The organism is Microbacterium sp. NPDC055683, assembly GCF_053617895.1.
In genome coordinates this window covers 1-25,769 of sequence record NZ_JBSHGQ010000033.1, presented here as the reverse complement: position 1 = coordinate 25,769, position 25,769 = coordinate 1, and the positions used below count along the sequence as shown (strand labels likewise).

Sequence of the window (25,769 nt, the reverse complement as noted above, 5' to 3'; positions counted from 1 at the left end):
GTGGGCGGACTCGGGGAATGTGAATGGATTCACACCCTGGCTTCCGACAGTAGACAGAGGAGAGGTCGATGTCAACGGAGATCATCGTCGTGACGGGGGCGGCGGGTCGGATCGGCCGGTCCGTCGTACCGCTGCTGAGGAGGGACGGACGGGCGTTGCGCCTCGTCGACCGGGCGGAGCCAGCGGGTGCGGGCGAGGGCGAGTGGATCGACGCGTCGATCGAGGACGCCGGGGCGATGACGGACGCGATGCGCGGGGCGGACGCGGTCATCCATCTCGCCGGGATCGCGACCGAGGCGCCGTGGGCCGACCTGCTGCGCGTCAACATCGATGGCACGCGCATCGTTCTCGAGTCTGCGCACGAGGCCGGCGTGCGCAGCGTGATGCTGGCGAGCTCGATCCACGCCGCGGGCTTCCGGCTGCCGGCCGAGGTGTCCGACCCGGCGGCCCGGGTGCCGCGCCCCGACAGCTACTACGGCGTGACGAAGGCCGCCATGGAGGCGCTCGGATCGCTGTACGCCGACCGTTTCGGCCTGACCGTCGTCAGCGCCCGGATCTGCACCTTCGAGGAGAGCCCCGGCGACGGCCGTACGATCGCGACGTGGCTGTCGGCGGGCGACGCCGCCCGGCTGTGCGAGGCGTCGATCGCCCTGGCCGACGGACGCCACCACGTCGTCTGGGGCGTCTCGCGCAATGCGCCGGACTGGTTCCCGCTCGCAGCGGGCGAGGCGATCGGGTACGTGCCGCAGGACGACGCGGGCGCCGAGCGGCGTCGCCGCGGCGAGGTCGTCTCCGGCGAGCCCGACCGGTCGGAGCCGATCGGCGGCGTGTTCACCCGCGCCGACCATCCGATCGGCGAACGGTGGGACGTCCCGCGGCGGCCGGGGGAGATATGGTGTCACTTCCAAAGCTATTCCGGGTGCTGCTGGATGTGCTCACCGTGGCTGCGGAGCAGGCATCGCGCGCTTTGGCGGTGACCCGAACAGCGTCACCGTCACCGGCCACAGCGCTGGCGGATTCTCCAGCCTCGCACTCCCATCCGCCCCAGCGCGGACGGCCTTTACCATCACCTCGCCGGATTCTCGGGCGGCGCATCCCGCGTCATCCCTGCCTGGTGGGCTGCAGAAATTGCCCACCAGTTCCTCACCAAGATCGGCGTCCAGCACGCCCCCGAGAAATTGCTCAGCATGGACGCGCTCCTTCTCGCGGAAACCCTCAACAAGGTCGGCCCCAGCGACCTCGGCCAACGGAACGGCATCGATAACAGGCTCTTCGGAATCAAGGGTGTAGGTGGGGTCTGAATCCTCCGGCTTCGAGCACGGATCTCGCGACATAGTTCGTGAGGTTGCGGAAGCCGGTGTGGAGCGTGCGGCGCGCCTTGTAGAGCGGGTCGCCAGCGCGGCCGCGATGCCCGAGCGTGTCCTGCTGCACCCGCTGCCGGCAGCGGTCGAGGGCGTCGCCGGCGAGGCGGACGACGTGGAACGGGTCCATCACCGGGACCGCGTCGGGGAGCTCTTCCGCGGCGGCGGTCTTGAACCCGCTGAATCCGTCCATCGCGACCACCTCGATCCCGTCCCGCCACTGCTTCGGGCGGCCCGCGAGCCACTGCTTGAAGGCGGCCTTGGAGCGTCCTTCAACCATGTCCAGCAGGCGCGCGGGGCCGGTCTTCTCGCAGGCGGGGGGGGGGGGGGAGGTCGATGATCACGGTGACGTACTTGTCGCCGAGGCGTGTGTGGCGCCAGACGTGCTCGTCGACGCCGATCGTGGTGACACCGTCGAACCGGGCCGCGTCGTCGATCAGTCGCCTTCGACCCTCGGCGATGATCGCGCTGTTCGCGGTATGCCATGACACTCCGAGACCGGCCGCCACGCGGGTCACCGTGAGGTGATCCACGACGATCGCTGTCAGCGCCCAGCCGAGCCCGCCACGAGAGATCTTCGCGCGCGGCGCGGCGGCCTTCGACGTGTCCTGCCGCCACGTGCGCCCGCAGTGCGCGCACCGGTAGCGGCGCACCCTCACCAGCAGGAGCGTGGGTCTGTGCCCGAACGGCTCATGCGCGAGCCGACGGACCACCGTGTCCCGCGGCACACCCTTTGCTCCGCACTTGCGGCACCACGGATCGTCGTCGACGACCCGGCACTCGATCACCGCCCGATCAGCCTTGAGATGCTGCCCGACGGCCTCGAGGCCGAGTTCGTCGAGGCGGCAGAACGTGGTGAGACAGGGCGCGGCGAAGGTAGCGTTGAACACGTCGAGGTCTTCCGGATGACGAGCGTAGGAACTTCCATCCTCGGGGGACCTCGACACCTATCCAGCCACCACCGCGCACACCCCGACTACACCCTCAACTGCGAAGAGCCCGTCTGGGTCCGGACTGGTCCTCGAACGGGGCGAAGAAACGGTGCGATTGCGCGCGTAGCGCTCTCGGCGAGTGCATCATCGACGATGCACGTCCGCTCCGGGTCCAACTGGACACTCCGATTCCCACTGCCCTTGAGCGACCAGGTCGCCTCGGTGGGCTAACTGTCATGGGCTGGCGGCAACCGGGTATGGGGCTGAACGTGCGCGGGATCGAAGTGGAACTTCAGTCTGAAGCAACTCCAGAAAGTCCGAGATAGCTTTGGAATTCACATATGGAGGGGCTGACGGGAATCGAACCCGCGCTGTCTGCTTGGGAAGCAGAAGTTCTGCCATTGAACTACAGCCCCGTACCCGATCTGCCGCGGAATCACGCGGCAGGAGCGAGTGAGTCGAGCCTACAGGTCGGGTACGTTTCCGGCAAATGGGACGCTTATGGGACGGAAACGCGCTCGCTGCCGTTCGGCGGGTACGCCCGTCGAATACGTGACACCCACGGGCAGCCAGCCCAAGACTGCCGAGGACGCCGTGACCCTCGTCAACTTCACCGCCCTCGAGACCATCCTCGGCGGCCACGGCCCCATCGCCGCCGGCACCATCAGCGCCGACTATTGGGCCGGCAAGACCTTCTACACCGCGACCGACGGCCACGAGGTCCACCTCTACGCCCCCATCAAGGTCGACAGCATCGGCGGTGCCCACTGGGCCGGGGCGGGAGCACGTCTTCCTCGTCGACGCAACCCCATGTGTCGCGCGCGCACCCGCCGTAGCGTCAGAACATGGACACCTATTCAGGCTCGACCGGAGGTGACCTCGCACCGCTCGGACTCTCCGCGGTACTCGTCAGTTCCCTGCCCCACACGCTGCTCACGGCAGACGCCCCCGCTCGATACACGGTGGAAGCCGTCTTCGATCGCCGCCCCGACGCGGAGGAGATCATCGCACTCCGCTCCGATGAGACGCACCGCATGATGATCGACCTCGGATACCCGGACGCCGCCATCGAGGTCTCGGACCGACGGCTCAGGATCTCCGGCACCAACCTCGAGGAACTGCGGGACGGTCTCGCGGCCGTGATCGCCAAACGCCTCGCCGACGTGAGCATCGCGCTCCGCTCGAAACGCGACGCCGACCGGGCGCTCCTGAGGGCGGCCGCTGGACGAGAGGAAGACCGCGCGGCGAAGGTCGCCGCGCTCGCCGAATCGGTGCGGTTCACCCCGCGCGCCCTGGCCGCCGTGCCGTCAGACGACGACCGCGTTTCGGACTGGTACGAGGAAGGCGGCTCGGCCCGCTGAAGGGTCGGAGCGACATGGGGTGATGGCGATGTCCGGCATCCGCGAGACTGTTTCCCGAGGGCCACGGTCGGAGCGACCCCGCGGTAGCGAGTTCACGGCGCTGGCTGACCAGATCCGCAGCCAGGGCCTGCTCAGACGGCGATACGGCTACTACTGGGTGCGGCTGATCCTGCTTCCGATCGCGCTCGTCGGGTGCGTCGTCGTGTTCATCCTCCTCGGCGACACCTGGTGGCAGCTTTTCACCGCGGTGGTGTTCGCGGCCGTTCTCACCCAGCTCGCCTTCCTCGGCCACGACGCGGCGCACCGGCAGATCTTCTCCTCCGGCCGCTGGAACGACTGGACAAGCATCGTGCTCGCCGACCTGCTGGTCGGGATGAGCTACAGCTGGTGGCAGCACAAGCACACACGGCACCACGCGAACCCAAACAAGGAGGGCTCCGACCCCGACATCGACCTGCCGGTGATCGCCCTCACCCGCGAGCAGCGAGCCGTTTCGCACGGCCCGATCCTCACCTGGCTGCGCGCTCACCAGGGAGCGTTCTTCTTCCCGCTGCTCCTGCTCGAGGGCCTCTCGCTCCACGCGTCTGGCGTGCGACGCGTAATCGCGCGCGAGCACGTGGACCGGCGCTGGATCGAGATCGCCTTCCTCGTCGTCCGTCTCGTCGGCTTCAACGCTCTCATCTTCCTCGTCCTCTCGCCCGGGATCGCCTTCGCGTTCCTCGGCGTGCAGCTCGGGCTGTTCGGGGTGTACATGGGGATGTCATTCGCGCCCAATCACAAGGGGATGCCCATCGTGCCGCACGACGTGAAGCTCGACTTCCTGCGCCGGCAGGTGCTCATGAGCCGGAACATCCGCGGCGGACGGTTCGTCGATGCCCTGATGGGCGGTCTGAACCACCAGATCGAGCACCACCTCTTCCCCTCGATGCCGCGACCGCACCTGCGCAAGGCCGCACCGATCGTCGCCGACTACTGCCGCACGCACGGCATCCCCTATGCGCAGACCAGCCTGGTCGCCTCGTACGCGATCGTGGTGCGCTACATCAACCGCGTCGGACTCGGGGAGCGCGACGTGTTCCGCTGTCCGATCGCCGCACAATACGGAAGGGACTGAACATGTGGACCGTGCTCGTCATCCTGCTCGTCGCCTGGCTCGTGCTCTCGATCGTGGGGTTCGCCTTCGAGGGTCTGCTCTGGCTGGCGATCATCGGGATCGTGTTGTTCATCGGGACCGTTGTATTCGGGTTCATCCGCCAACGCGCACGTCGCACCCGGGCCCCGCGCTGACAGACCACCAGCCGCGCGGGTGCGCGTGCAGCACCGTCCCGCAGGTCGGGCATGCGGGCTCGACGCCGTCGGCGAGGAAGTCCATGGCGAGAGGCTACGCGCAGACCCGTGCAATCGATGGCGCGTACTGGGCGGAAACGCGCCAAACTGGTCCGTGAGTCATGATGAACGCGAGTGAATGTAGATGAACTCTACTGGCCCGCGATGCCTTGTCCCGCATATCTGAAGCAGAAGTTCTGCCATTGAACTACAGCCCCGTACGCGTACGAGACGCGACCTCGCCGGCATAACAGCAGCGGCGTGCAGGGTAGCGTCGGCGGCATTGGGGAGAGACGAGCGCCACACCGCCCGTGATCGTCGATGCACGCGGGCGAGCCGCTCGCGGCGCCTCCGTCGTCGACGACGTCTCGCGATACGGGCAGTGAGGCGGATGGCCGCGTCCGACTACGCTGGCACCGTGCTGCTCTCGGATCGCGACATCAAGGCCCAGCTCGACGCCGACCGCATCGGGCTCGACCCCCTCGACCTCGCGATGGTGCAGCCCTCCAGTGTGGATGTTCGGCTCGACCGGTACTTCCGCCTCTTCGACAACCACAAGTACCCCTTCATCGACCCGGCAGAGGATCAGCCCGAGCTCACGCGCCTCATCGAGGTGAAGCCCGACGAGCCCTTCATCCTCCACCCCGGCGAGTTCGCGCTGGGCGCGACGTTCGAGCAGGTGACGCTGCCCGACGACATCGCCGCGCGTCTCGAGGGCAAGTCGTCGCTGGGTCGCCTCGGCCTCATCACGCATTCGACGGCCGGGTTCATCGACCCCGGCTTCACGGGGCACGTCACCCTCGAGCTCGCGAACGTCGCGACCCTGCCGATCAAGCTGTGGCCCGGCATGAAGATCGGCCAGCTCTGCTTCTTCCAGCTCACGTCGGCCGCGGAGAACGCGTACGGCTCCGGCCCCTACGGCAACCGCTACCAGGGTCAGCGCGGCCCGACCGCCTCCCGCTCGTTCCAGAACTTCCACCGCACCGACGTGTCGGTGACGGAAGCCGGGTCGACCGGGGCCTGAACCGTCACGCCCCGCGCAGCGCCTCCGACAGGATGGCCGAGGCGCCGGAGAGCCGCTGGCCCCCGTCGACGGAGAGCTCGGCGCCCGTGACATAGGCGGCGGCATCCGACAGGAGGAACGCGACGACCCGTGCGACCTCGTCGGCCTCGCCCGCGCGGCCGAGCGGAGCGAGACGCAGGTTCGCGTCGGCGAAGGCGGCGGGCGCGGAGGCGGTCATCTCGGTGCGGATGAACCCGGGGTGCACGATGTTGACGCGGATGCCCCTCGGGCCGAGCTCGGTGACGCACGAGTGGGTGAGGCCGCGCAGCGCCCACTTGCTCGTCGTATAGGCCGCCGTGTAGTGACCGGACACGGCGGCGGCGGACCCGATGTTGACGATCGAGGAGCCGGCGCCCATGAGCGGCAGCAACGCCTGGATGCCCAGCATCGCACCCGTCACGTTGATCGCGAGCACCCGATCCCACTCGGCGCGGTCGACCGCGCCGATGCGCACCCGGTGCGTGACGCCGGCGTTGTTGACGAGTCCCTTGACGGCCCTGCCATCGAGAGCCCCCGCGAGCTCGGCCCAGTCCCGCTCCGATGCGACGTCGAGACGCCGGTAGGTCACGCTGCCGGGCAGTCCGACCGCGGCGTCGAGCAGGTCCGTCGCGCCGTCGCGGATGTCCGTCGCCACGACGCGCGCACCGGCGCCGGCGAGCAGCAGCGCCTCTGCGGCACCCTGGCCGCCCGCCGCACCCGTGACGACCACCGTCTCTCCATCGAGTCCGGGGAAGCCCATGCCCCGACGCTACGGACCGGCCCGCGCGAGGGGAACCCGACTCCGTCGATGCAGGGCATCGGCGGCGTCGATGCTCAGAGCATCCGCAGCCGAACCGCGGCCATCCCGAGCGCGGCGATCGATTCCCCGTCGGTGATCCGCCCGTCGACGGTCATCCGAAGCGCCTCGTCGAGGGGCACCCACTGCGACGACGTGATGCCCTCCTCCGCCTGATGGGGCGCGGCGTCGGCGACGGCCCGCAGACCGCGCGCGATGAACACCGTCTCCGGCGCGACGCAGATGCCGTTGAGCGCGTTCATGCGCCCGACCTCGATCCACTCGTCAGCCTCGAGCCCCGACTCCTCGCGCAGCTCGCGCCGCGCGGCGACCTCGGCGGGCTCGCCGTCGCTGCCGCCCGCGACGACCTCCCACGACGGGCCGACCGTGTAGCGGTCGACCTCGACGAGCAGCACGCGGTCGTCGGGGTCGAGCGCCACGACGAACACGGCGGGATGCCGCAGCTCGACGACGCCGTAGACGCCCTCGCCGCCGTCGGGGCGGCCGACGGCATCCTCGCGCACGCGGATCCACGGGTTCTCGTACACGGTGCGGGAGCTGCGCGTCGACCAGGCCATGCCCGCCAGCGTAGTTCGGCCAGAATGGATGACCGTGGCATCACTGGGCGACCTCATCGCACCGCGGCGCATGGGTCCGGGGTTCCGCTGGCTGCTCGCTTCGGCGTGGACGAGCAACGTCGGCGACGGCGTCGCCCTCGCCGCAGGCCCGCTGCTCGTCGCCTCTCAGACCGACGCGCCCCTGCTCGTCGCCCTCGCCGCGATGCTGCAGTACCTGCCGTGGCTGCTGTTCGGCCTGCACGCCGGCGCGATCGCCGACCGCTTCGACCGCCGCCGACTCGTCATGGCCGCGAACGGCGTGCGCGCCGTCGTCGTCGGCGTGCTGTGCGTCTTCATCGCCACGGGGACGGTGTCGATCGCGGTCGTGCTCGCGGTCATGTTCCTCTACGGCGTCGCCGAGGTGTTCGCCGACTCGGCGTCGAGCACGGTGCTGCCGATGATCGTGCCGCCGGGCGACCTCGGACTCGCCAACGCGCGCATGCAGGGCGGCTACCTCGTCGCGAACCAGTTCGCGGGCCCGCCCGTCGGCGCCTTCCTCTTCGCCGCCGGGATGGTGTGGCCCTTCGCGGCGCAGGTCGTGTGCGTGTCTCTCGCCGTCGTCCTCGTCTCGCGCATCGCGCTGCCGCCCCTGCCGCCGCGCGAGGGAGGCCATCCGCCCGTGCGCCGCGACATCGCGGAGGGCCTGCGGTGGATCCTCCGCAACCCGCCCATGCGCACGCTCGCGCTCGTCATCCTCGTCTTCAACATCACGTGGGCGGCGCCGTGGGGCGTGCTCGTGCTCTACGCCACCGACCACCTCGGCATGGGGCCGGTCGGCTACGGCGCGCTCACGACGGCCTCGGCCCTCGGCGGCATCGTCGCCACGTTCGCATTCGGATGGCTCGAGCGGCGCGTCTCGTTCGCGACGCTCATGCGCGTGTGCCTCTCGCTCGAGGTGCTCATGCACCTCGCCTTCGCGCTGACGACGGAGGGATGGGTCGCGCTCGTCATCATGGCGGGCTTCGGCGCGTACGCGTTCGTGTGGCACACGATCTCGACGACGGTGCGCCAGCGCGTCGTCCCGACGGCCCTGCAGGGCCGCGTCGGCTCGCTCAACATGGTGTGCGTCTTCGGCGGGATGGTCGTCGGCCAGGGGCTCGGCGGCGCCATCGCGCAGGTGTGGGGCCTCACCGCACCGTGGTGGTTCGCGTTCGCCGGAGCGGGGATCACCCTGCTGCTCGTCTGGCGGCAGCTCGGCCACATCGCGGCGGCGAAGCACGCCGCCCCGTAGCCCGCCGCCGCGCGGCGGTCAGGCGATCGCGCTCCCGCGCTCGATGGCGAGCTCCTCGAAGACCTCGGTGTTGAAGCGGTAGGCGAGCAGCACCTCGTCGATCACGCGCTCCTTCTCGGCGTCATCCCACGGAGCCGCATCGAGCTCGTCGCGGTAGTGGTCCTTGAACGCCGTCGGGTCGGCGATGTCGCCGAAGAGGTAGAACCCGATGCCGTTGGTCTCGAACCCGAACTGGCGTCGGATGACCCGCCCGATGTGGAGTCCGCCCGACAGGTCGCCGAGGTACCGCGTGTAGTGGTGCGCGACGAACCCCCCGGCCCACGTCGCGCCGACCTGCTCGATGCGTGCGACGTAGCGTGCCGTCGCGGGGAGCGGTGCGATCCGCTCGCGCCATCCGCCGCCGAGCAGGAACGCGAGGTCGGCCTCGAGAGCGGGCAGCCGCGTGAGCTTGTCGCTGATGAAGCGCGCGGCGACCGGCTCGTCGCGCATGCGCTCGGTCGCGGCCTCGAGGGCCGAGTAGATGAAGTAGTGCTGCGCGACGAGCGAGATGTAGTCGTCGCGCGTGCGCTCGCCGCGCAGGAGGGACGACATGAAGCCGGCGCCCTCGCTCGACGAGTGCGCGGCCTGCGAGCGCGTGCGGATGGCGGCGGAGAGGGGGATCACGTTCGTCATGATGGCGGTCTTCCGGGCTCGGGGGAAGGGGGAGGAGGGGTCAGTGCGGCCGGGGCTCGAGGCCGAGCGCGGCGCACGCGGCGTCGTACAGGGCCACGACCTCGCGGCGCACCGCAGGGCGGTCGTCGATCGCGCCGCCGGGCCACGGGACGCGGACGGTCGACGTCGTGCCGTCGGCTGCCGTCGCCTCCCACTCGCCGCCGTCGCCGTCGAACCGGGTCATGACGGCCGAGGCCGCCGCAGGGTCGGCGAACGCGCGGACGATCAGGAGGTTGTCGTCGGTGTGGTCGCCGTTCATGTGCCGGAGCACCGCCGCGACCACCTCGTCGGGGAAGACGTGGGTCATGAAGGTAAGGCTAGCCTTGCTACGCTGACATTTCGTACTTAGGTATCCCTTACCCACCCGAGAGTCCTCCATGCGTCCCCGTTCCCTCCGCCGCGGCATCGCGGCCACCCTGCTCGTCGCGATCGTCGCCGCGCTGTCGGCCTGCACCGCCGCGGGCGGTACGACGGCCGCAGCGGGAGCCGTGACACCCCGCCTCGAGACCGTCGAGGTCGCCGCGGATCCCCACGCGCTCACCGGCCCCAGCACCGCCGTGTCGGCCGCCTCCGCGATCGACCCCGTGACCGACGGCGCCCAGACGCTGCCCGTCTCCGTCGTCGACAACCAGGGCACGCAGGTGACGGTGACCGACACGAGCCGCATCCTCACCCTCGACATCTACGGATCGCTCTCGCGCATCGTCTTCGAGCTCGGCCTCGGCGACAGCGTCGTCGGCCGCGACGTGTCGAGCGCGTTCCCCGAGATCTCCGACCGGCCCGTCGTCACCGAGAACGGCCACGATCTGAACGCGGAGGCCATCCTCGAGCTCGCCCCCACCGTCATCCTCACCGACACGAGCCTCGGCCCGTGGGACGTCATCCTGCAGATGCGCGACGCCGGCATCCCCGTCGTCGTCTTCGACTCCGCGCGGTCGACCGAGAACGTCGACGACCTCATCGGCGCCGTCGCGGCCTCCCTCGGCGTGACCGAGCGAGGCGAGGTGCTCGCGGCGCGCACGCAGTCGCTCATCGACGCGAAGATCGCCGAGATCGCCGCCGTCGCGCCGCAGGACGATGCCGACAAGCTGCGGATGGTCTTCCTCTACGTGCGCGGCAATGCGGGCGTGTACTACCTCTTCGGAGAGGGATCGGGCGCTCAGTCGCTCATCGACGCGCTCGGCGGCTACGACGTCGCGGCCGAGATCGGCTGGGAGGGGATGAAGCCCGTCACCGACGAGGGCATCATCGCCGCGGCGCCCGAGCTCGTGCTCGTCATGACTAAGGGCATCGAGTCGGCCGGCGGCGTCGACGGCCTCCTCGAGCAGCTGCCCGCCCTCGCGCAGACCCCCGCCGGCGAGAACCGCCGCTTCGTCGACATGGACGACACCGAGATCCTCAGCTTCGGCCCCGCGACGGCAGACGTGCTCGATGCCCTCGCCGTCGCCGTCTACGCCCCCGACGAGGCGCGGTGAGCGCCGTGACCGCGGTGGAGCCCGGCGTCCGCGCGGGTGACTCCGGGGGCGCGGCCGCCGCGCGCGCGAATCCGCGCGTCGGCCGGTCGCGCACCGTGCGCATCGCCACGTTCGCGGCGCTCGCGGCGGCCCTCGCCATCCTGCTCGTCGTGTCGGCGGGCACGGGACAGCTCCGCATCCCCCCGGGGGAGGTCGTCGGCTCGCTCGTGGGCCACTGGAACGCCGCCGTCCAGGGTGCCGGTGCCGGATGGCTCAGCCTCCCCGCGCTGCCCGGCCCGGCTCATCCGCAGGGCGACGCGACGCTCTGGGCCGTCCGCTTCCCCCGCGTGGTGCTCGCCGCGCTCGTCGGCGCAGGCCTCGCCATTTCCGGAGCCGTCATGCAGGGCGTCTTCGGCAACCCGCTCGCCGAGCCCGCCGTCGTCGGCGTCTCGAGCGGCGCCGCCATCGGGGCGTGCCTCGTCATCGTCTTCGGCTTCTCCTTCCTCGGCAGCTTCACGGCGCTCGCGTTCGCCTTCGCCACGGGGGTGCTCACGACCCTCCTCGTCTACCTCTCCTCGCGGTCGGGTGGGCGCACCGAGGTGGTCACGATCGTGCTCACGGGCGTCGCGGTCAACGCGCTCGGCGGCGCCGTCATCGCGCTCCTCGTGTTCCTCGGCGACACGCAGCAGCGCGAGCAGATCGTCTTCTGGCAGATGGGCTCGCTCAACGGGACCCGCTGGCAGGACGTGGCCGTCGCCGCGCCCTTCCTCGTGCTTGGCACGGCGGCCTGCCTGCTGCTCGCCCGGCGCCTCGACCTGCTCGCGCTCGGCGAGCGCCAGGCGCGCCATCTCGGGGTCGACGTCGAGCGGCTGCGCATGATCGCCATCGCCCTCGTGGCGCTCCTCACGGCGGTGGGTGTGGCGACCTGCGGCATCATCGCGTTCGTCGGCCTCGTGGTGCCCCACGTCTTCCGGATGATCCTCGGGCCCGGTCACCGGCTCCTGCTGCCCGCGAGCGCGCTCGGCGGCGCCGTGCTGCTGAGCGCGGCCGACCTCGCCGCGCGCACGCTCGTGCCCTACGCCGAGCTGCCGATCGGGATGATCACGGCGCTCGTGGGCGGCCCCTTCTTCTTCTGGCTGCTCCGACGGGCGCGCCGACGGTCGGGGGGATGGGCATGACCGCGCTCATCGAGGCCCGCAGGCTGCGGGTGCGCCTCGGCGGACGCCTGCTGCTCGACGGCATCGACATCGACCTGCGCCGCGGCGAGGTGCTCGTGCTCGTGGGCCCCAACGGCGCTGGCAAGTCGACGCTCCTCGCGGCGCTCGTCGGCGACGTCGCCCTCGACGGCGGCGACGTGCGGCTGCTCGGCGAGCCGATCGCGCGGACGGGACGGCGGGAGCTCGCCCGCACGAGGGCGGTGCTGCTGCAGGCGAACGAGGTGTCGTTCCCCTTCACCGTGGCCGAGGTCGTCGAGATGGGGCGCACGCCGTGGCGCGGCCATCCCCTCGCGGACGACGACGACGCCGTGATCGCCGCGTCGATCGCCGATGCCGAGGTCGCGCACCTCGCGGCGCGGCGCACGACGGAGCTCTCCGGCGGAGAGCGGTCGCGGGCGGCCCTGGCGCGCACGCTCGCCCAGGCGGCGCCCGTCCTCGTGCTCGACGAGCCGACGGCGGCGCTCGACATCCGGCACCAGGAGCGCGTGCTGCTCCGTGCCCGCGCGCACGCGGCGGCCGGCGGCGCGGCGCTCATCGTGCTGCACGACCTCAACCTCGCGGCCGCGCACGCCGACCGCATCGCGGTGCTCCACGACGGGCGGCTGCGGGTGGTCGACAGCCCCGCCCGCGCGCTCGACGCCGCGCTCCTGAGCGATGTCTACGGCCACCCGGTGCGCGTGATCGCGCCGTTCCCCGGCGAGCCCCCGCTCGTCGTCCCCGATCGAGGCGCGGCGCCTCCCGCCCTCTCCGACGTCGTCCGCACGGGCATCGCGCACGTGCTCCCACCCGAAGGGACCGACCCATGACCACTCCGCCAGTCGCGACCGCCCGTCGCGCCGTCCGCCGGGTCCGCGCCGCCGCGGCCGCGGCGCTCATCGCGCTGGGGGCGGCGCTCCTCGCCCCCGCGACGGCGGCGCACGCGGCAGCCGGCGTCTCCGTGACGAGCACGCTCGGCGACGGCCGCGTCGACGCCGAGTACGCGACGGCGATCACGGTGTCCGGCTCCGGATTCCAGTCCGTGCAGGGCGGCTTCGGCGGCATCTACGTGCTCTTCGGATGGGTCGACCCGGCCGGCTGGAAGCCCAGTGAGGGCGGCGTCGTCGGCGACGACTACCTCTACATCCCCGACAGCGAGTCGAAGGACAATCAGGGCTACCAGCGCTTCGTCTCGTTCCCCGGCAGCGAGACGGAGGCGTCGGCGCAGGCCGTCATCGACGCGTCCGGCTCGTGGTCGGTGCAGATGACCGTGCCCGGTCCGCAGTTCCAGGCGCTCGACCGCAGCGGCAACGCCACGACGGTCGACTGCCTGTCGGTGCAGTGCGGCGTCATCACGTTCGGCGCTCATGGTGTGAAGAACGCCGCCAACGAGACCTTCACGCCCGTCGAGTTCGTCGTGCCGGAGGCGGGAGCGGAAGCACCGGCGACCGAGGCGGCGACGGGATCCGACGCGTCGGCCGCCTCGGGAGATGCCGCGGACTCCGCAGACGCCGCCCCGGGGGCGACGGCGCAGGAAGCGGTCGCGATCGGGGATCTCCGCCTCGGCATCGGCACCGGGACCCTCACCGCCGGCGACGTGCTCTCGTTCACGGCGCGCGGGTTCGCGGCCGGCGAGCAGGTCGTCGCGACCCTCGACGGTGGCGTCTCCGCGGTCGGGCCGCTCGCGGCGGGTGCCGCAGGCGAGGTCGCGGGCGTCCTCCAGCTGCCCGCCGACCTCGCGGCGGGCACGCATCTCGTCACCGTGACGGGCGCCGCGACGGAGGGCGTCGTCGAGACCGAGATCACCGTGGCGGCGAACGCCGTCGCCGGCGCGGCGGCCGCCACCGAGAGCGGAGCGCCCGCCTGGGTCATCACCGTCATGCTCGTGGCCGTCGCCCTCGCGGCCGTCCTCGTCGTCGCGAACGTCGTCACCGCGATCGTGCGCGCCGCGAGAGCGCGCCGCGCCCGCACGGCGGTGACGGCGTGAAGGCCGTCGCGGCCGCGGGCATCGTGCTCGGCCTGATCGTCGCGCCGCTCGCGGGCATCGCATCGGCGTCGGCGGAGGACGGCGACGGCTCCGACCTCACCGTCACCATCCCCGACGCCGCATCCGGCGGCGGCGATGCGGGCGAGGGGGAGATCGCGAACGCGGAGCTGCGCTGGGGAGTGAGCGACGAGGCGAACAGCGGCGCGTTCGCCGGGGGATGCAACTTCCTCTCCGCCGGCGTCGCCGGCGATGCGGGCGGCGCCCGCGAGTGGACGGCCTCGGACGGCTTCTACGCATCGGAGAGCGGCAATGTCTCGATCGTGAAGGCGACGTCGACGGGTGGATGGGCCCCCGCGACCTGGGAGACGAAGTGCCTGGACCGCGACGGGGTGCCCGTCTCGTCGACCTCGCTCACGAGCCGCACCGAGTCGCAGGTCGTCGTCTCGGGTGGCGTGGGGGAGGCCTCCGCCGAGGGCGTGGAGATCCAGTGGACGGGCTCATTCACCGTCGCGTTCTACGGCGGCATGTCGTACTGGAGCGCGAGCGACCCGAGGCTCGTCATGGATGCCGACGGCGACGGCGTCGTCACGGCCGATCTCAGCGGCTACGCCAGCTCGCGCGACGACATGTCGAAGTGGGCGCCGATCTCGGCCGATGACGTCGTGATCGCGGAGATCCACGACGCGCAGCTCTCCTCCGGCGGGTTCGCGGAGATCCCCGCCTACGTCGGCGTGGCGTCCGCCATCGACGGCCAGGCAGCCAAGACGCTCGACAACGCGGCGTACTGGGGGGCGTTCCCGGCGACGTTCCTGCAGTTCCAGGAGCGGCTCGGGCAGGCCGGCTACTGGATGACGACGAACGGGCAGCGCGACAGCGTGAAGCCGCCCACGACGCTGTACGTCAGCTACGATGCCGCCGTCCCGGTGTCGTCGGACCCGCCCGTGCAGTCGCCCGCGCAGGGCACGGGGCAGGTGCTGCAGCCGAGCCTCGGAGCGCGCACGACCACGGCGGCGCCCGCGGCGCCCACCGCCGCGGCGCCCGTCACGACCACGACGGCTGCGGCCGCCGCGGCGCCGACCACCGCGACGGCGAGCCTCGTCCGGACGGATGGCACCGGGCTCATCCCCGACGCGGGGGACTGGTTCTCGCGTTTCTCGCTCCCGGGGCTCGTCGCGATGCTCGCGGGTCTCGTCGCGGCGCTCGCCGCCATGCACCTCGCGGGGATCCCGATCCTCCCGTGGATGAAGCCGCCTTCTCGACTTGTAAGGTGAGGCTCACCTAAGTTAGGTTTACCTTGGTTCAACCCGTCCCGTTCGGCGCGTGCCGAACGGGTGGATCACACAGCGAAAGGACGAACGTGGACTCCACGATCACCAGGCGGCTCGGCCGCGGCACCGCCGCGACCCTCGCCGCCGCAGCCCTCACCCTGGCGGGCGTCGCCTTCGCCGCACCGGCGAACGCGGCGGAGAACGACGTCGTCGCCGACAGCGGCGACCTCGACTGGGGCTACAAGGCGAGCTTCCGCAACTACGTCTCCAGCGGCGGTCAGATCACTGCCGCCGACGGCGCCGAGCGCAACGGCACGGCGGCGAACGCGGGCTTCCTGTTCCCCGTCGCGGGCGGTCACGTCGTCGACGCCGACACCGTCACGATCGACACCGCGGGCAAGGCGCAGTTCACCTACACGGCGCACTTCTTCGACGTCGCGCTCTCGAACATCTCGATCGTCGTCGACGGCGCCGAGGCGAGCATCGTCGCCGACACCTACGTGAAGGCCGACATCGCCTTCGGCTCGTTCCCGCAGGGCACCTTCAACGAGACCGACGTCGTCCTCGCCGACATCGGCTCGCCCGTCGTCACGATCGACGGCGACCAGGTCACCGTGACCGGCACGAACGTCGTCGTCACGGAGGAGGGCGCCGGCGCCAACCCGCTGTACGCGGCGGGCACCGTGCTCGACGACTTCTCGGTCACGGCCACGATCGAGGGCGCGGGCGAGACGCCCGTCGAGCCGGCGGGCGAGGACGAGATCACCGTCACCGTGCCCGAGACGACGACCCCGACCGAGCCCAGCGGGGCGTTCTCGTGGGCATGGGGCAGCGGTGACGCCGCGAGCCTCGGCACCGCGGTCGAGCAGAACGGCAGCTTCGTCGCGTCGGGTGCGCTCAACACGATCGTCGTCACCGACACGCGCACCGGCGGATCGGAGCCGTATGACTGGTCGATCTCGGCGAGCGTGAGCGACTTCACGTCGGGCGCCGGCTCGTTCGGGGCCGAGAACCTCAGCTGGACGCCGTCGGTCACCTCCGCGAGCTCGGCCGTCACCCCGGGAGCGGCCGCGAGCGACCTCAGCTCGTCGACCGTGCTCGCCTCGTCGACCGCCGCCGCGAGCGCCGAGGTCGACGCGGAGCTCTCGCTGTCGGTCCCCAACGACACTCCGGCCGGCGACTACGCCGCCACCGTCACGGTCACGGCCCTGAGCTGACGCCGACCATCGCCTCCCCCGGCGCGGAAGAGGACTTCCGCGCCGGGGGGACACCCCGCCTGGACCCGGAGCCATGACCCGAACCCGCTCCGCGACCGCCGCGCTCGCCGCCGCCGTCGCCCTCCTGCTCGCCGTCGCCGCACCGGCGGCGGCCGCACCTGCCGCCGAGACGGCATCCGCTTCCCCCGTCGTGGCGTCCGCTTCCCCCGTCGCGGCGGCATCCGCATCCGAGGGCGTCGCCTGGGGCGTCGAACCCGGCGGCGACGCAGACCGCGCCAACTTCGACTACGAGGTCGACCCCGGTGCCGTCGTCGAGGACGCGATGGTGGTGCGCAACACGGGGACCGAGTCGCTCGCGCTCGGCGTGTACGCCGCCGACGCCTACACGACGGCCGAGGGGGTGCTCGACCTGCGCCTCGCCGACGAGCCGCTCGACGACTCCGGCGCCTGGATCGCCCTCGACGTCTCCGAGATCGTGCTCGCGCCGGGGGAGTCCGCCGAGGTGCCCTTCACCGTCACGGTGCCCGCGGACGCGTCTCCCGGCGACCATCCCGCCGGCGTGGTCACCTCGCTCGTCACCCGGACGGACGGCGAGCCGCTCGCCGTCGACCGCCGTCTCGGCATCCGCCTCAACCTGCGTGTGTCGGGAGAGCTGACGCCCTCGGCCGAGATCGTCGACGCGAACGCGGTGTTCGCCCCCTCCTGGAACCCGTTCGCCGGCGGCTCGGTCACCGTCACCTACCGACTCGAGAACACCGGAAACACGCGCGTGCTCGCCGACGACGCCGTCGCCCTCGCGGGACCGCTCGGCGTGGGCGCCGTGGCGCTCGGAGCCCAGACGACACCCGAGGTGGTGCCGGGCTCGACCATCGTCGTCGAGCGCGTGCTCGCCGACGTGCCCGCCATCGGGTGGTTGACGGGAGCCGTGACGCTCGCCCCCGCCGCGGTGGGGCTCGGAGCGCAGCCCCTCGCCGCCGTCACCGTCGAGCTCTCGACGCCCGCCGTCTCGTGGACGCTGTGCGGACTCCTCGTCCTCGTCGTCGCCGGGGTCGTGCTCGCCCTTGTCCTGCTCCGCCGCTCTCGGGCACGCCGAGAGGAGCCGCGGATGTGAGACCTCGGCTCCGCGTCCGCGCGGAGCCGTCCGTCGCTCGACGACGTCGGCCGCGCCCCGGAAGGGGTGCCGGGGCGAGCTCAGTGGAAAGGGACTCGCCCCGGCGCGCCGGCGGCCTCGAGAACGGCGCCGTGAGAACGGCGCCGCGCTGGAAGAGAGCGCCGACCGGCGTTCTCCCGACGATACCGAAAGGCATCAGGGAAATGACTGTCATCACCCCGCGCGCGAAGCGCGCACTCCAGGCGGCAGCGGCCACGGGCGCGACGCTCGCGCTCCTCGCCGTCGCACCGCTGAGCGCGTCGGCGGCGACCGTGCCGCTGCACATCGACAACGGCGCCGGGTCGTCGGCGGCCGCCATCTACACCGGCGGCTCCGGAAGCCACACGATCGAGATCTCGGGCGAGGGCTTCGACTACAACCCCGCCTGGGCGGGATGGCTGTTCTCCGACGCCGGCATCTACGTCGCCTTCGGGCCCGACGTCGAGATCGAGGACGTCTACCTCGAGGCGAGCACGTTCGCGTCGCACGCGGGCGGCCAGTTCTGGGTGCACAACGGCGCCGACGCGACGGCCTCGGACGAGTGGGAGCTCACGACCGCGGGCGACTTCGACGGTCTGCCCCTCACCGTGCAGTCGACGTTCTCCGATGGAGACGCGAACTCGTTCACCTGCACGAGCGGTCCGTCCGACACGACCGCGGGCCGCGTCGACTGCTTCGTCTACACGCTGAGCGCCCACGGCTCGTGGGATCGCGGCAACGACAACAAGATCCCCGTCTACTTCGGCTGAACGTCCAGGGGAGGGCGCCCCACGGCGCCCTCCCTCCCTTCCTTCCCTCGCGCTCCACCCGACCAGAGAGCATCCGCCCCATGGCCATCCGCCGTCGCCCGCGCCGCCTGCTCGCGGCCCTCGTCGTCCCTCTCCTCGCCCTCGGCGCCGTCGTCGGCATCTCGAGTCTCGCGTCCGCACAGGGCGGCGCCTTCGTCGACTGGGGGATCAAGGCGAGCTTCCGCACCTACATCACCGGCACCGCGCACGGCAGCGCGACGCTCGAGGGCGGGGTGACGCAGAACGCCGACGGCACCTACCGCTGGCCCTCGTCGAACGCGTCGTACGACGCCTCCTCGGGGGAGGTCGTGGTCGCGACCACGGGCGCCGTGCACTTCACGGGGCACGACGGCGTGCTCGACCTGCGCATTGCCGACCTCGAGGCGCGCATCGCGGCCGACGGCTCGGCGACGCTGCGCGCCGACGTGACGAGCAACAAGACCACGGGGGAGACCGTCGACTACGGGCGCGTCGACCTCGCGACGCTCGACGCGACCCGCGGCGACCGTGTCGTCGGAGCGGGCACGCTCGACTGGACCGGCATCCCTGCCACCCTCACGGCGACCGGGGCCGCCGCCTTCGGAGGGTTCTACGGGGCGGGCACCGTGCTCGACCCCGTCTCGTTGAGTCTCACGGGCGACTGGGAGGCGGACGGCGAAGGCGAGGACTGGGCAGAACCCGGCGCCGCATCACTGACGCCCGCCGGCGAGGTCGAGGGCGGCGTGAAGCCCGTGCACGTCGTCGCCGACGAGGCGCGCGGCACCGTGACGATCATCGCCACGGGCTACAGCCCCTCCGTCTACACGCAGTGCCGCGCCCACAATGTCGGCGTCTACGCCGACTGCATCGCGGCGACCACGCGCATCCCCCACCCCGACCAGGGCGAGGTCACCGCGACGATCGTCGAGGCGGCGACGGGAGACGTCCGCGCGCACTTCGACCTCACCCAGGGGCGCACCGCATCGGTCGGGGCGAACCCCGCCTACATGCTCTACACCGCGGCCCTCGACACCGCGACGGGCGAGGTGTTCGCGCACATCGCGAACCACGGGCTCGTCGTGATCCCGCCGACGGCCGACGGCGCGGTGCAGGTGCTGACGGGGATGTCGGCATCGCCCTCGTATGCGACCGTCGATGTCGACCCGTCCGGCGGACGCCTGTTCTTCCTCGACGCGGCGAAGGGCCTCTTCACGTTCACGCGCGTCGGCGGCGCCTGGACGCAGGAGCATCTGCTGTCCGAGCTCACCGGGGTCGGGGCCCGCTACCTCTCGGTCGAGCAGACGACGGGCGACGCGTGGATCTACGACGCCGGGTCGACCGCGGGCACTCGCGCGCTCTACCCGGTCACGGGCCTGCGCGCGGGGGCACCCGTCGTGCATCGCGATCGCGCCGTGACCCTCACGACGACAGCCGCCGACGCCGACAGGGCGGCCGGCATCGTGCGGGATGCGGAGACCGGCACCGTGCACGCGATCGTCAACGAGTCGCTCACCGCCAGCGGCAGCTGGATCGCCACGATCGAGGGCGGCGCCGTCGTGGCGCGCACCCCGCTTCCCGCCTACGCCACGGCGCTCTCGATCGACGGTGCCGGCCGCGTGTACGTCGTGAACTCGGCGTCGAAGCTCGTGCAGGCGTTCGACGGCCGAGACACGGCCGACGGCGTGCTGCCCCTGCTCGCCGAGCTCGTCGTCGGCGAGGGCGTCGGCGTGCCGACCTCGGTCGCGGCCGTCGGCGACCGCGTCTTCATCACGGTGCCGTCGCCGGCCGGCACCTCGTACCCGACGGCCATCACGAACGCCAACCTCCTCACCGTCGAGCAGTACGTCGCGCAGAAGACGTATCGGACCGCGTACGTCTACGACTGGCAGGCAGCCCCGACGTTCGCGACGCAGCCGACGTCGCAGACGGCCGTCCTCACCGCGACCGGCTATCTCGACGACGGCTCCCCCGGCCCTGCCGAGCCCGCCGCCGTCATGTTCTCCGCCGAGGTCGAGGGCGCCGACGCGCTGCAGTGGCAGACGTCGACGGCGTCGGGATGGCGCGACGTCGCCGACGACGGCACGCACGCGGGCGCGACGACGTCGAGGCTGACGGTGCAGGCGGGCGAGGCGCTCGCGGGCGCCCGCTACCGGCTCATCGCGCGCAGCGATGCGGGTGACGTCGTGTCGGATGCGGTCGAGCTCGCCGTCGAGGTGGTCGCCGCGCCGCGGGTCACGGCGCATCCGCAGCCGCAGGCCGTCGCGGCCGGGGCGACGGCGGTCTTCTCGGTGTCGGCGCTCGGTGCGCCAGAGCCCGCGGTGACCTGGCAGCGTGCCGAAGGCGGCGGATGGGTCGACATCGTCGACTCGGACGTCTACACCGTGGACGGCGCGACGCTGCGGGTCACCGAAGGCGCCGACGGCTCGCAGTTCCGCGCCCGGCTCGTCAACGTCGCAGGCGAGGCGTTCACCGAGCCCGCCGCGCTCACGGTGGGCGCGCCGTCGGCGGGTCAGGTCGTCGTGACGCTCCCCGACGGGGCGACTCCGGGCGGCTCGTTCTCGTGGTCGTGGTCACCCGGCCAGGGCGCGCACCTCGGCACGGCGACACGGGAGGGGGACTCGTTCACGGCATCCGGGTCGCTCAACACGGTCGTCGTCGACGACACCCGCACGACGGCGGCGGGATGGGCCGTGTCGGCGCGCGTGGGCGATTTCGCGTCGGGCGCCGCCTCGTTCTCCGCCGACGGCCTCTCGTGGACCCCCACGGCCGTGTCGGAGAGCGCGGCGGTCGTCGCAGGCCCGGCAGCCTCGGGGCTCGCCGAGTCGCGCACGCTCGCCGTGTCGACAGGGCCCGCGAGCGCCGCGCTCGGCGCGGCTCTCGCGCTGCGGATCGACGACGACGTGCCGGCCGGAGATTACCGCGCCCTCGTCACCGTCACGGCGGTGAGCTGACCCCCGGCTGGGCGGGCGGGAGGCGGACACCGCGCAGGAGGTTGAGCCTGTGCAGGCGGTGGATCCTGGCGGGCGGTGGACACAGTGCAGGAGGTGGAGCCTGTGCAGGTGGTGGAGCCCGTGCGGAGGTGGACACAGTGCAGGAGATCCTGAGCCCCGGCCCGCGGCCTCTGCCCGGATGGTGCGGGCGCCTGTCGCGGGGGTGTGCGGATGTCCTGCGCTGTGTCCGGCGTGCCCGCCTCGGGGGTGTGTGGATCTCCTGCGCTGTGTCCTCCGTGCCCTCCGCGGGGCAGACGGTCAGGCGCATCGGGCAGGCTGAGCGGATGGCACGGAGGAGGCGGATGGCGCGGCGGAACGGCGCGCAGATCGCCGTCTCGGCCGTGAGCGGCGTGGTCGCGCTCGGCGTCATCGGCGGGCTCGTCGCCCTTGCGCTGCAGCCGGGGCAGCCGCCCGCCCCGCCGAGCCCGGCGGTCACCGCAGCCGAGCCCGCCGCACCGCTCTCCGCCGAGGAGACCCCCACCTCGGCGGACACCGCGACGGCCGCCGCCGTGGTCGACGCCGACTGGGTCGTGCGCGTGGCCGCCGCCACGGGCATCCCCGAGCGCGCGCTCTCGGCATACGCGGCCGCCGACCTGGCCGCGCGGACGCGCTACGGCTGCGCCGTCGGCTGGAACACGCTCGCGGGCATCGGATGGGTCGAGAGCCATCACGGCACCCTGCTCGGCGGCGCGATCGACGCCGACGGCGTTGCGCGCCCGGGGATCGTCGGCATCCCGCTGGACGGGACGAACGAGACCATGGCCATCCCCGACACCGACGGGGGTTCGCTCGACGGCGACACGATGTGGGACCGAGCCGTCGGGCCCATGCAGTTCATCCCCGAGACGTGGTCGCTGTGGGCGGTCGACGCCGACGGCGACGGTGTCGTCGACCCTCACGACATCGACGACGTCGCGCTCACGGCCGCCCGGTACCTCTGCCAGGCGCGCGGCACGCTCGAGGGATCGGACGCGTGGATCGCGGCCATCCGCTCGTACAACGACACCGACGACTACCAGCTGCAGGTCGCCGAGGCGGCCACGCGCTACGCCGCCGCCGGCTGACGGCATGTCGGCGCCCCGCGCTAGCGTCGGGGCGTGCCCGAATCGCTGCCTTCTGCGCCGCACCGGCGCCCCGACATCGACGACGACTTCGCAGATGGGCCCGACCCGGCGCTGTGGATCGCGCACTACCTGCCGCACTGGACGACGCCCGAGCGCTCGGGCGCGCGGCACGATGTCGTCGCGGGAGGGCTGCGCCTGCGGATCGATGCGGATCAGCTCGACTGGCGCCCCGAGGACGCGCCGCTGCGGGTGTCGAACCTGCAGACCGCCGCGCACTCGGGCCCGCTCGGCTCGGCCGTCGGAACGCACCGGCACCGGCCCGACGGGCTCGCCGTGCGCACGCCCACGCCGACGCGGCTGCTGTGGGCTCCGGCGTCGGGGCGCATCGACATCACGGTGAGCGCGAGCGCCGACCCCGGGTGCATGCTCGCGGCGTGGCTCGTGGGCGTCGAACACGAGAGCGCCGACGACGCCGGCGAGATCTGCGTGTTCGAGATCGACGCCGAGGCGATCGGGCCGCAGAGCACGGCGCGGGTCGGTGTGAAGGCGCACGGCGATCGGCGGCTGCGCACCGACATGGCCGAGGTCGAGCTGCCGTTCGACGCCGCGCGGCCGCACACGTGGACGGTCGTGTGGGGCGGCGGCGAGACGATCGTCGGGTGCGAGGGCGTGCTCGTGCGCCGCATCGCGCAGGCGCCCGGCTACCCGCTCATGCTGCTCGTCGACCTCTTCGAGGTCGCGGCGCCCGCGGGCGCCTACCCGAAGAGCGCCGTCGTACACCGCGTGCGCGGGTGGGATGGTCAGTCGGCGACGTCGCCGTCGACATAGACCCAGCGGCCTCCGCGCTGGGCGAAGCGCGATCGCTCAGCGAGCCGGCCGGGGCCATCCGCCGTCGTGAAATGCGCGACGAAGGAGACCTCGTCACCGCTCGCCTCGACGATCTCGAGGCCCGTCCACACGGGGTTGTCGTGCAGGTCGAGGTGGGCGGGCCGGGTGCGCGGATGCCACGTGCGCGCGAGGTAGTCGGCGTCACCTCGGGCGAAGGCGGCGTACCGGGAGCGCATGAGCTCCTCCGGCGTCTCGGCGAGCCGCGCGCCGCTGTGGAGCGCGCCGCAGCAGCTCGGATAGGGGCGGGCGCTGCCGCACGGGCACCTCTCGGCGAAGCTCACGGGCCGAGCCTACGGCGTGCGTTCGAATGCCCGCAGCGCATACGCCTCCCGGGCTTCTCCCCAGCCTGTGGATAACCATGTGGAGAAGGTGTGCAGAGCCCTGTGCGCAGTGTGGAGACGCTGTGGAGAGGCGCGACGGGAGGCCCGTGATCGCGCGGGCGGAGGCTGTGCACAGACCATGGCGCCGGAGGTATGCACCGCGCGGAATCTCTGGAGGGATGTGCGAATGCCCGGCGCCGTCGTTCGAACGTCGACGCCGGGCATGGAGGGTGCTCCCTGTCGCACGGCCCGCTGCTCGGGAGGCAGGTCGTGCGACGCGAGCGGGTGGTCACGCGGCGTCGTCGCGGCGGTGGGGCCGTCCGAAGCCGTGGCGGCGGTGGTCGCCCTGGCCCATGCCGGCGCCATGCCGGAGGTCGGGGCCGAAACAGCGGTCGTGGTTCTGGTGCGGGTCGAACCCGTGGCGGCGTCGCCCTCCCCGGTCGTGGCCGTGGCCTCGGTGCGGGTCGAACCCGTGGCGGTCATCCGGCCCGAAGCCGTGGCCAGGTCCGTGGCCGTCCGGGCGGAACCCGTGCCCGAAGCCGCGCCCGTGGGCCGGTTCGAATCTGTGTCCGTGCCCGAAGCCGTGGCCGTGGCCCGGCCCGATTCCGTGCTCCGGTCCGAACCCGTGGCCGCGCCCCGGCCAGGCACCGTGAGCATCCGGCTGGCCGCCGCGGCGTCGGCCGCGGGGCTCGGCTCGCCCGGCGCGATCGCCCCGCCCCGCGCGCTTCGCGCGGCGGGGGAGCGGTGCGCCCTCCTCCCATCCGAGCGCGCGTGCGATCGCCTCGAGCGAGGCGATCGTCGTGTCGAGGTCGTCGGCGGGCACGGCCGCCGCGACGCGCTCGCGCACGGCGGCGACAGCCGTCGTCATGCGGTCGAGGGCGGCGCGTCCGTCTTCGGTGAGCGTCCACTCGCCGTCCTCGAGCGCGGTCCATCCGCGGTCGGCGAGACGCGCGACCCGATGCGGCTTGCGCGCGAGGCGGTCGTGGAGACCCGGGGCGTCGACGGTTCCGGCGAGCGCGTTCAGCAGACGCCAGTCGCGGCGGTCGACGTGCTCGGACGCGAGGGCGTCGTCGATCTCCCGGGCGAGCACGGCGTCGGCGGCTGTGAGCCAGAACCCGAGCGGCCGGCGCCCGGCGCGGTCGCGGTCGGAGATGTCAGGGATGTCGGGTGTGTTCATGTCGGTGGTCATGGTGATCCTCTCGTCGCGGATCGGTGGCGCCCTGTCGGCGCCGGCGGATCGATCCGCTTCACATGTCAGATGACATGTATGCATGATGACATGCAAGCTCAGTGCATGTCAACTGTCATGTATTTTGGATTGCATGTCCGACGCGCCCGCCGCCCGCATCGCCGCCGCCCTCGCCCGCCTGCGTCTCGGGCGCCGAGGAGGCGAGGGCCCGTTCGGGCGGCCCCCGGGCTTCGAAGGGCGCCGGCCGGATGGCGCGGCTCCGTTCCCCGGAGCCGATGGACGCGGCCCGTTCGCGCGCGGGCACGGTCATCCCCACGGGCCCCACGGCGACCATCCGCATGGGCCGTTCGGCCGCTCTGTCGCGCGGATGCGGTTGCTCGAGGTGCTCGTGTCGGCGGATGCGCCGCTGTCGGTCGGGCAGATCGCCGAGCGCCTCGGCGTCGACCAGCCGCGGGCGAGCCGCCTCGTGCAGGCCGTCGTGGAGACGGGGCATGCCCGCCGCGAGGCCGATCCCGACGACGCCCGTCGCACGCTCATCGTCCTCACGGACGAGGGGAAGACGCTCGCCACCCGTACCCGCGGCGCCCGCGCCGACGCGGTGGAGGAGGCGCTCGGGGGGTTCACCGACGCCGAGCGCGAGCAGCTCGCCATGCTGCTGACGCGCCTCGCGGATGCGTGGCCGCAGCGCCCGCCGACTCCCTGAGCAGGGCCGCCCCCGGCGACCCGTCGCCCCGTCCCGCGGACACAGCGCAAGAGATCCCGCCATCGCACAGGGCGCCATCCGCAGTATCACGCGGCAGACCGGCTGCGCCGAGCGCGGATCTCCTGCGGTGTGCGCGCCCGTGCCGTCCGCCCGCGCCCCCATCCCCCGCGCAACGAGGAGCGAGGCGGTCGTGGAGACCCGG

The 25,769-nt window shown here is 72.3% G+C and carries 24 protein-coding genes, 1 tRNA gene and 1 pseudogene; 18 read left to right on the top strand and 8 right to left on the bottom strand.

Annotation, left to right across the window (positions count from 1 at the left end):
• Positions 1-68 precede the first annotated feature (68 nt).
• On the top strand, positions 69-977 hold the full coding sequence (locus ACWGPF_RS12745) for an NAD-dependent epimerase/dehydratase family protein (RefSeq protein WP_452333170.1): 909 nt from the start codon (positions 69-71) through the stop codon (positions 975-977).
• Between the two features lie 361 nt (positions 978-1,338).
• Here the strand turns inward: ACWGPF_RS12745 and ACWGPF_RS12740 are convergent.
• Both ACWGPF_RS12740 and ACWGPF_RS12735 read right to left on the bottom strand, forming a co-directional pair.
• A pseudogene (locus ACWGPF_RS12740) lies at positions 1,339-2,251 on the bottom strand (ISL3 family transposase); the annotation flags it as partial.
• A gap of 384 nt (positions 2,252-2,635) precedes the next feature.
• Positions 2,636-2,709, bottom strand: a tRNA-Gly gene (locus ACWGPF_RS12735).
• Between the two features lie 618 nt (positions 2,710-3,327).
• Between ACWGPF_RS12735 and ACWGPF_RS12730 the strand changes: the two genes are divergently transcribed.
• From ACWGPF_RS12730 to dcd, 4 genes are all read left to right on the top strand, one after another.
• Positions 3,328-3,654, top strand: a complete 327-nt coding sequence (locus ACWGPF_RS12730; RefSeq protein ID WP_452333169.1) for a hypothetical protein — start codon at positions 3,328-3,330, stop codon at positions 3,652-3,654.
• Between the two features lie 28 nt (positions 3,655-3,682).
• Positions 3,683-4,768 (top strand): fatty acid desaturase family protein, encoded by a 1,086-nt coding sequence (locus tag ACWGPF_RS12725; RefSeq protein ID WP_452333168.1) that lies wholly within the window; start codon positions 3,683-3,685, stop codon positions 4,766-4,768.
• 2 nt (positions 4,769-4,770) lie between these two features.
• Entirely contained in the window at positions 4,771-4,941 is a 171-nt protein-coding gene (locus ACWGPF_RS12720) for a hypothetical protein (RefSeq protein WP_452333167.1), read from the top strand.
• A gap of 457 nt (positions 4,942-5,398) precedes the next feature.
• A complete protein-coding gene (dcd, locus tag ACWGPF_RS12715) occupies positions 5,399-6,004 on the top strand; it encodes a dCTP deaminase (RefSeq protein ID WP_345438250.1) in 606 nt (201 codons plus the stop codon).
• 4 nt (positions 6,005-6,008) lie between these two features.
• Here the strand turns inward: dcd and ACWGPF_RS12710 are convergent, their stop codons facing one another.
• Both ACWGPF_RS12710 and ACWGPF_RS12705 read right to left on the bottom strand, forming a co-directional pair.
• Positions 6,009-6,782, bottom strand: a complete 774-nt coding sequence (locus tag ACWGPF_RS12710; protein WP_452333166.1) for an SDR family NAD(P)-dependent oxidoreductase — start codon at positions 6,780-6,782, stop codon at positions 6,009-6,011.
• A 74-nt stretch (positions 6,783-6,856) separates the two neighbouring features.
• Positions 6,857-7,396, bottom strand: a complete 540-nt coding sequence (locus ACWGPF_RS12705; RefSeq protein ID WP_452333165.1) for an NUDIX domain-containing protein — start codon at positions 7,394-7,396, stop codon at positions 6,857-6,859.
• 28 nt (positions 7,397-7,424) lie between these two features.
• Between ACWGPF_RS12705 and ACWGPF_RS12700 the strand changes: the two genes are divergently transcribed.
• Positions 7,425-8,666, top strand: a complete 1,242-nt coding sequence (locus tag ACWGPF_RS12700) for an MFS transporter (protein ID WP_452333164.1) — start codon at positions 7,425-7,427, stop codon at positions 8,664-8,666.
• A gap of 18 nt (positions 8,667-8,684) precedes the next feature.
• Here ACWGPF_RS12700 and ACWGPF_RS12695 read toward each other — a convergent pair whose 3' ends face one another.
• A complete protein-coding gene (locus ACWGPF_RS12695) occupies positions 8,685-9,338 on the bottom strand; it encodes a biliverdin-producing heme oxygenase (protein WP_452333163.1) in 654 nt (217 codons plus the stop codon).
• 40 nt (positions 9,339-9,378) lie between these two features.
• Positions 9,379-9,684, bottom strand: coding sequence for a DUF2470 domain-containing protein (locus tag ACWGPF_RS12690; protein WP_452333162.1), 306 nt, complete (start codon positions 9,682-9,684; stop codon positions 9,379-9,381).
• Positions 9,685-9,754: 70 nt separating this feature from the next.
• Between ACWGPF_RS12690 and ACWGPF_RS12685 the strand changes: the two genes are divergently transcribed.
• The 11 genes from ACWGPF_RS12685 (at position 9,755) to ACWGPF_RS12635 (ending at position 23,295) form a co-directional block, all read left to right on the top strand.
• Positions 9,755-10,852: a heme/hemin ABC transporter substrate-binding protein gene (locus tag ACWGPF_RS12685; RefSeq protein WP_452333161.1), complete on the top strand. Its 1,098-nt coding sequence runs from the start codon at positions 9,755-9,757 to the stop codon at positions 10,850-10,852.
• Positions 10,849-12,009, top strand: coding sequence for a FecCD family ABC transporter permease (locus tag ACWGPF_RS12680; RefSeq protein WP_452333160.1), 1,161 nt, complete (start codon positions 10,849-10,851; stop codon positions 12,007-12,009). Before ACWGPF_RS12685 ends, ACWGPF_RS12680 begins: the two co-directional genes overlap by 4 nt.
• The gene (locus tag ACWGPF_RS12675) at positions 12,006-12,854 is read left to right on the top strand and encodes a heme ABC transporter ATP-binding protein (protein ID WP_452333159.1); all 849 of its coding nucleotides are present in this window, start codon (positions 12,006-12,008) and stop codon (positions 12,852-12,854) included. Before ACWGPF_RS12680 ends, ACWGPF_RS12675 begins: the two co-directional genes overlap by 4 nt.
• The gene (locus ACWGPF_RS12670) at positions 12,851-14,011 is read left to right on the top strand and encodes a hypothetical protein (protein ID WP_452333158.1); all 1,161 of its coding nucleotides are present in this window, start codon (positions 12,851-12,853) and stop codon (positions 14,009-14,011) included. The genes ACWGPF_RS12675 and ACWGPF_RS12670 overlap by 4 nt, the downstream gene beginning before the upstream one ends.
• The gene (locus ACWGPF_RS12665; RefSeq protein WP_452333157.1) at positions 14,008-15,282 is read left to right on the top strand and encodes a hypothetical protein; all 1,275 of its coding nucleotides are present in this window, start codon (positions 14,008-14,010) and stop codon (positions 15,280-15,282) included. Before ACWGPF_RS12670 ends, ACWGPF_RS12665 begins: the two co-directional genes overlap by 4 nt.
• Positions 15,283-15,368: 86 nt before the next feature.
• Entirely contained in the window at positions 15,369-16,496 is a 1,128-nt protein-coding gene (locus ACWGPF_RS12660) for an HtaA domain-containing protein (protein WP_452333156.1), read from the top strand.
• Between the two features lie 73 nt (positions 16,497-16,569).
• A complete protein-coding gene (locus tag ACWGPF_RS12655) occupies positions 16,570-17,607 on the top strand; it encodes a WxL protein peptidoglycan domain-containing protein (protein ID WP_452333155.1) in 1,038 nt (345 codons plus the stop codon).
• 203 nt (positions 17,608-17,810) lie between these two features.
• Positions 17,811-18,395, top strand: a complete 585-nt coding sequence (locus ACWGPF_RS12650) for a hypothetical protein (protein ID WP_452333154.1) — start codon at positions 17,811-17,813, stop codon at positions 18,393-18,395.
• Between the two features lie 80 nt (positions 18,396-18,475).
• A complete protein-coding gene (locus tag ACWGPF_RS12645) occupies positions 18,476-21,364 on the top strand; it encodes an HtaA domain-containing protein (protein ID WP_452333153.1) in 2,889 nt (962 codons plus the stop codon).
• A 341-nt stretch (positions 21,365-21,705) separates the two neighbouring features.
• Positions 21,706-22,467 (top strand): lytic transglycosylase domain-containing protein, encoded by a 762-nt coding sequence (locus tag ACWGPF_RS12640; RefSeq protein WP_452333152.1) that lies wholly within the window; start codon positions 21,706-21,708, stop codon positions 22,465-22,467.
• A gap of 33 nt (positions 22,468-22,500) precedes the next feature.
• Positions 22,501-23,295, top strand: coding sequence for a hypothetical protein (locus ACWGPF_RS12635; protein ID WP_452333151.1), 795 nt, complete (start codon positions 22,501-22,503; stop codon positions 23,293-23,295).
• On the opposite strand, the gene ACWGPF_RS12630 is transcribed toward ACWGPF_RS12635, so the two are convergent.
• Both ACWGPF_RS12630 and ACWGPF_RS12625 read right to left on the bottom strand, forming a co-directional pair.
• On the bottom strand, positions 23,268-23,636 hold the full coding sequence (locus ACWGPF_RS12630; protein ID WP_452333150.1) for a YchJ family protein: 369 nt from the start codon (positions 23,634-23,636) through the stop codon (positions 23,268-23,270). The genes ACWGPF_RS12635 and ACWGPF_RS12630 overlap by 28 nt on opposite strands.
• 328 nt (positions 23,637-23,964) lie before the next feature.
• Entirely contained in the window at positions 23,965-24,864 is a 900-nt protein-coding gene (locus tag ACWGPF_RS12625; protein ID WP_452333149.1) for a hypothetical protein, read from the bottom strand.
• Between the two features lie 133 nt (positions 24,865-24,997).
• Here ACWGPF_RS12625 and ACWGPF_RS12620 point away from each other — a divergent pair, with 133 nt between their 5' ends.
• Positions 24,998-25,567 carry a MarR family winged helix-turn-helix transcriptional regulator gene (locus ACWGPF_RS12620; protein ID WP_452333148.1) on the top strand — a complete coding sequence of 190 codons (570 nt, stop codon included), beginning with the start codon at positions 24,998-25,000 and terminating at the stop codon, positions 25,565-25,567.
• The last annotated feature ends 202 nt before the right edge of the window (positions 25,568-25,769 follow it).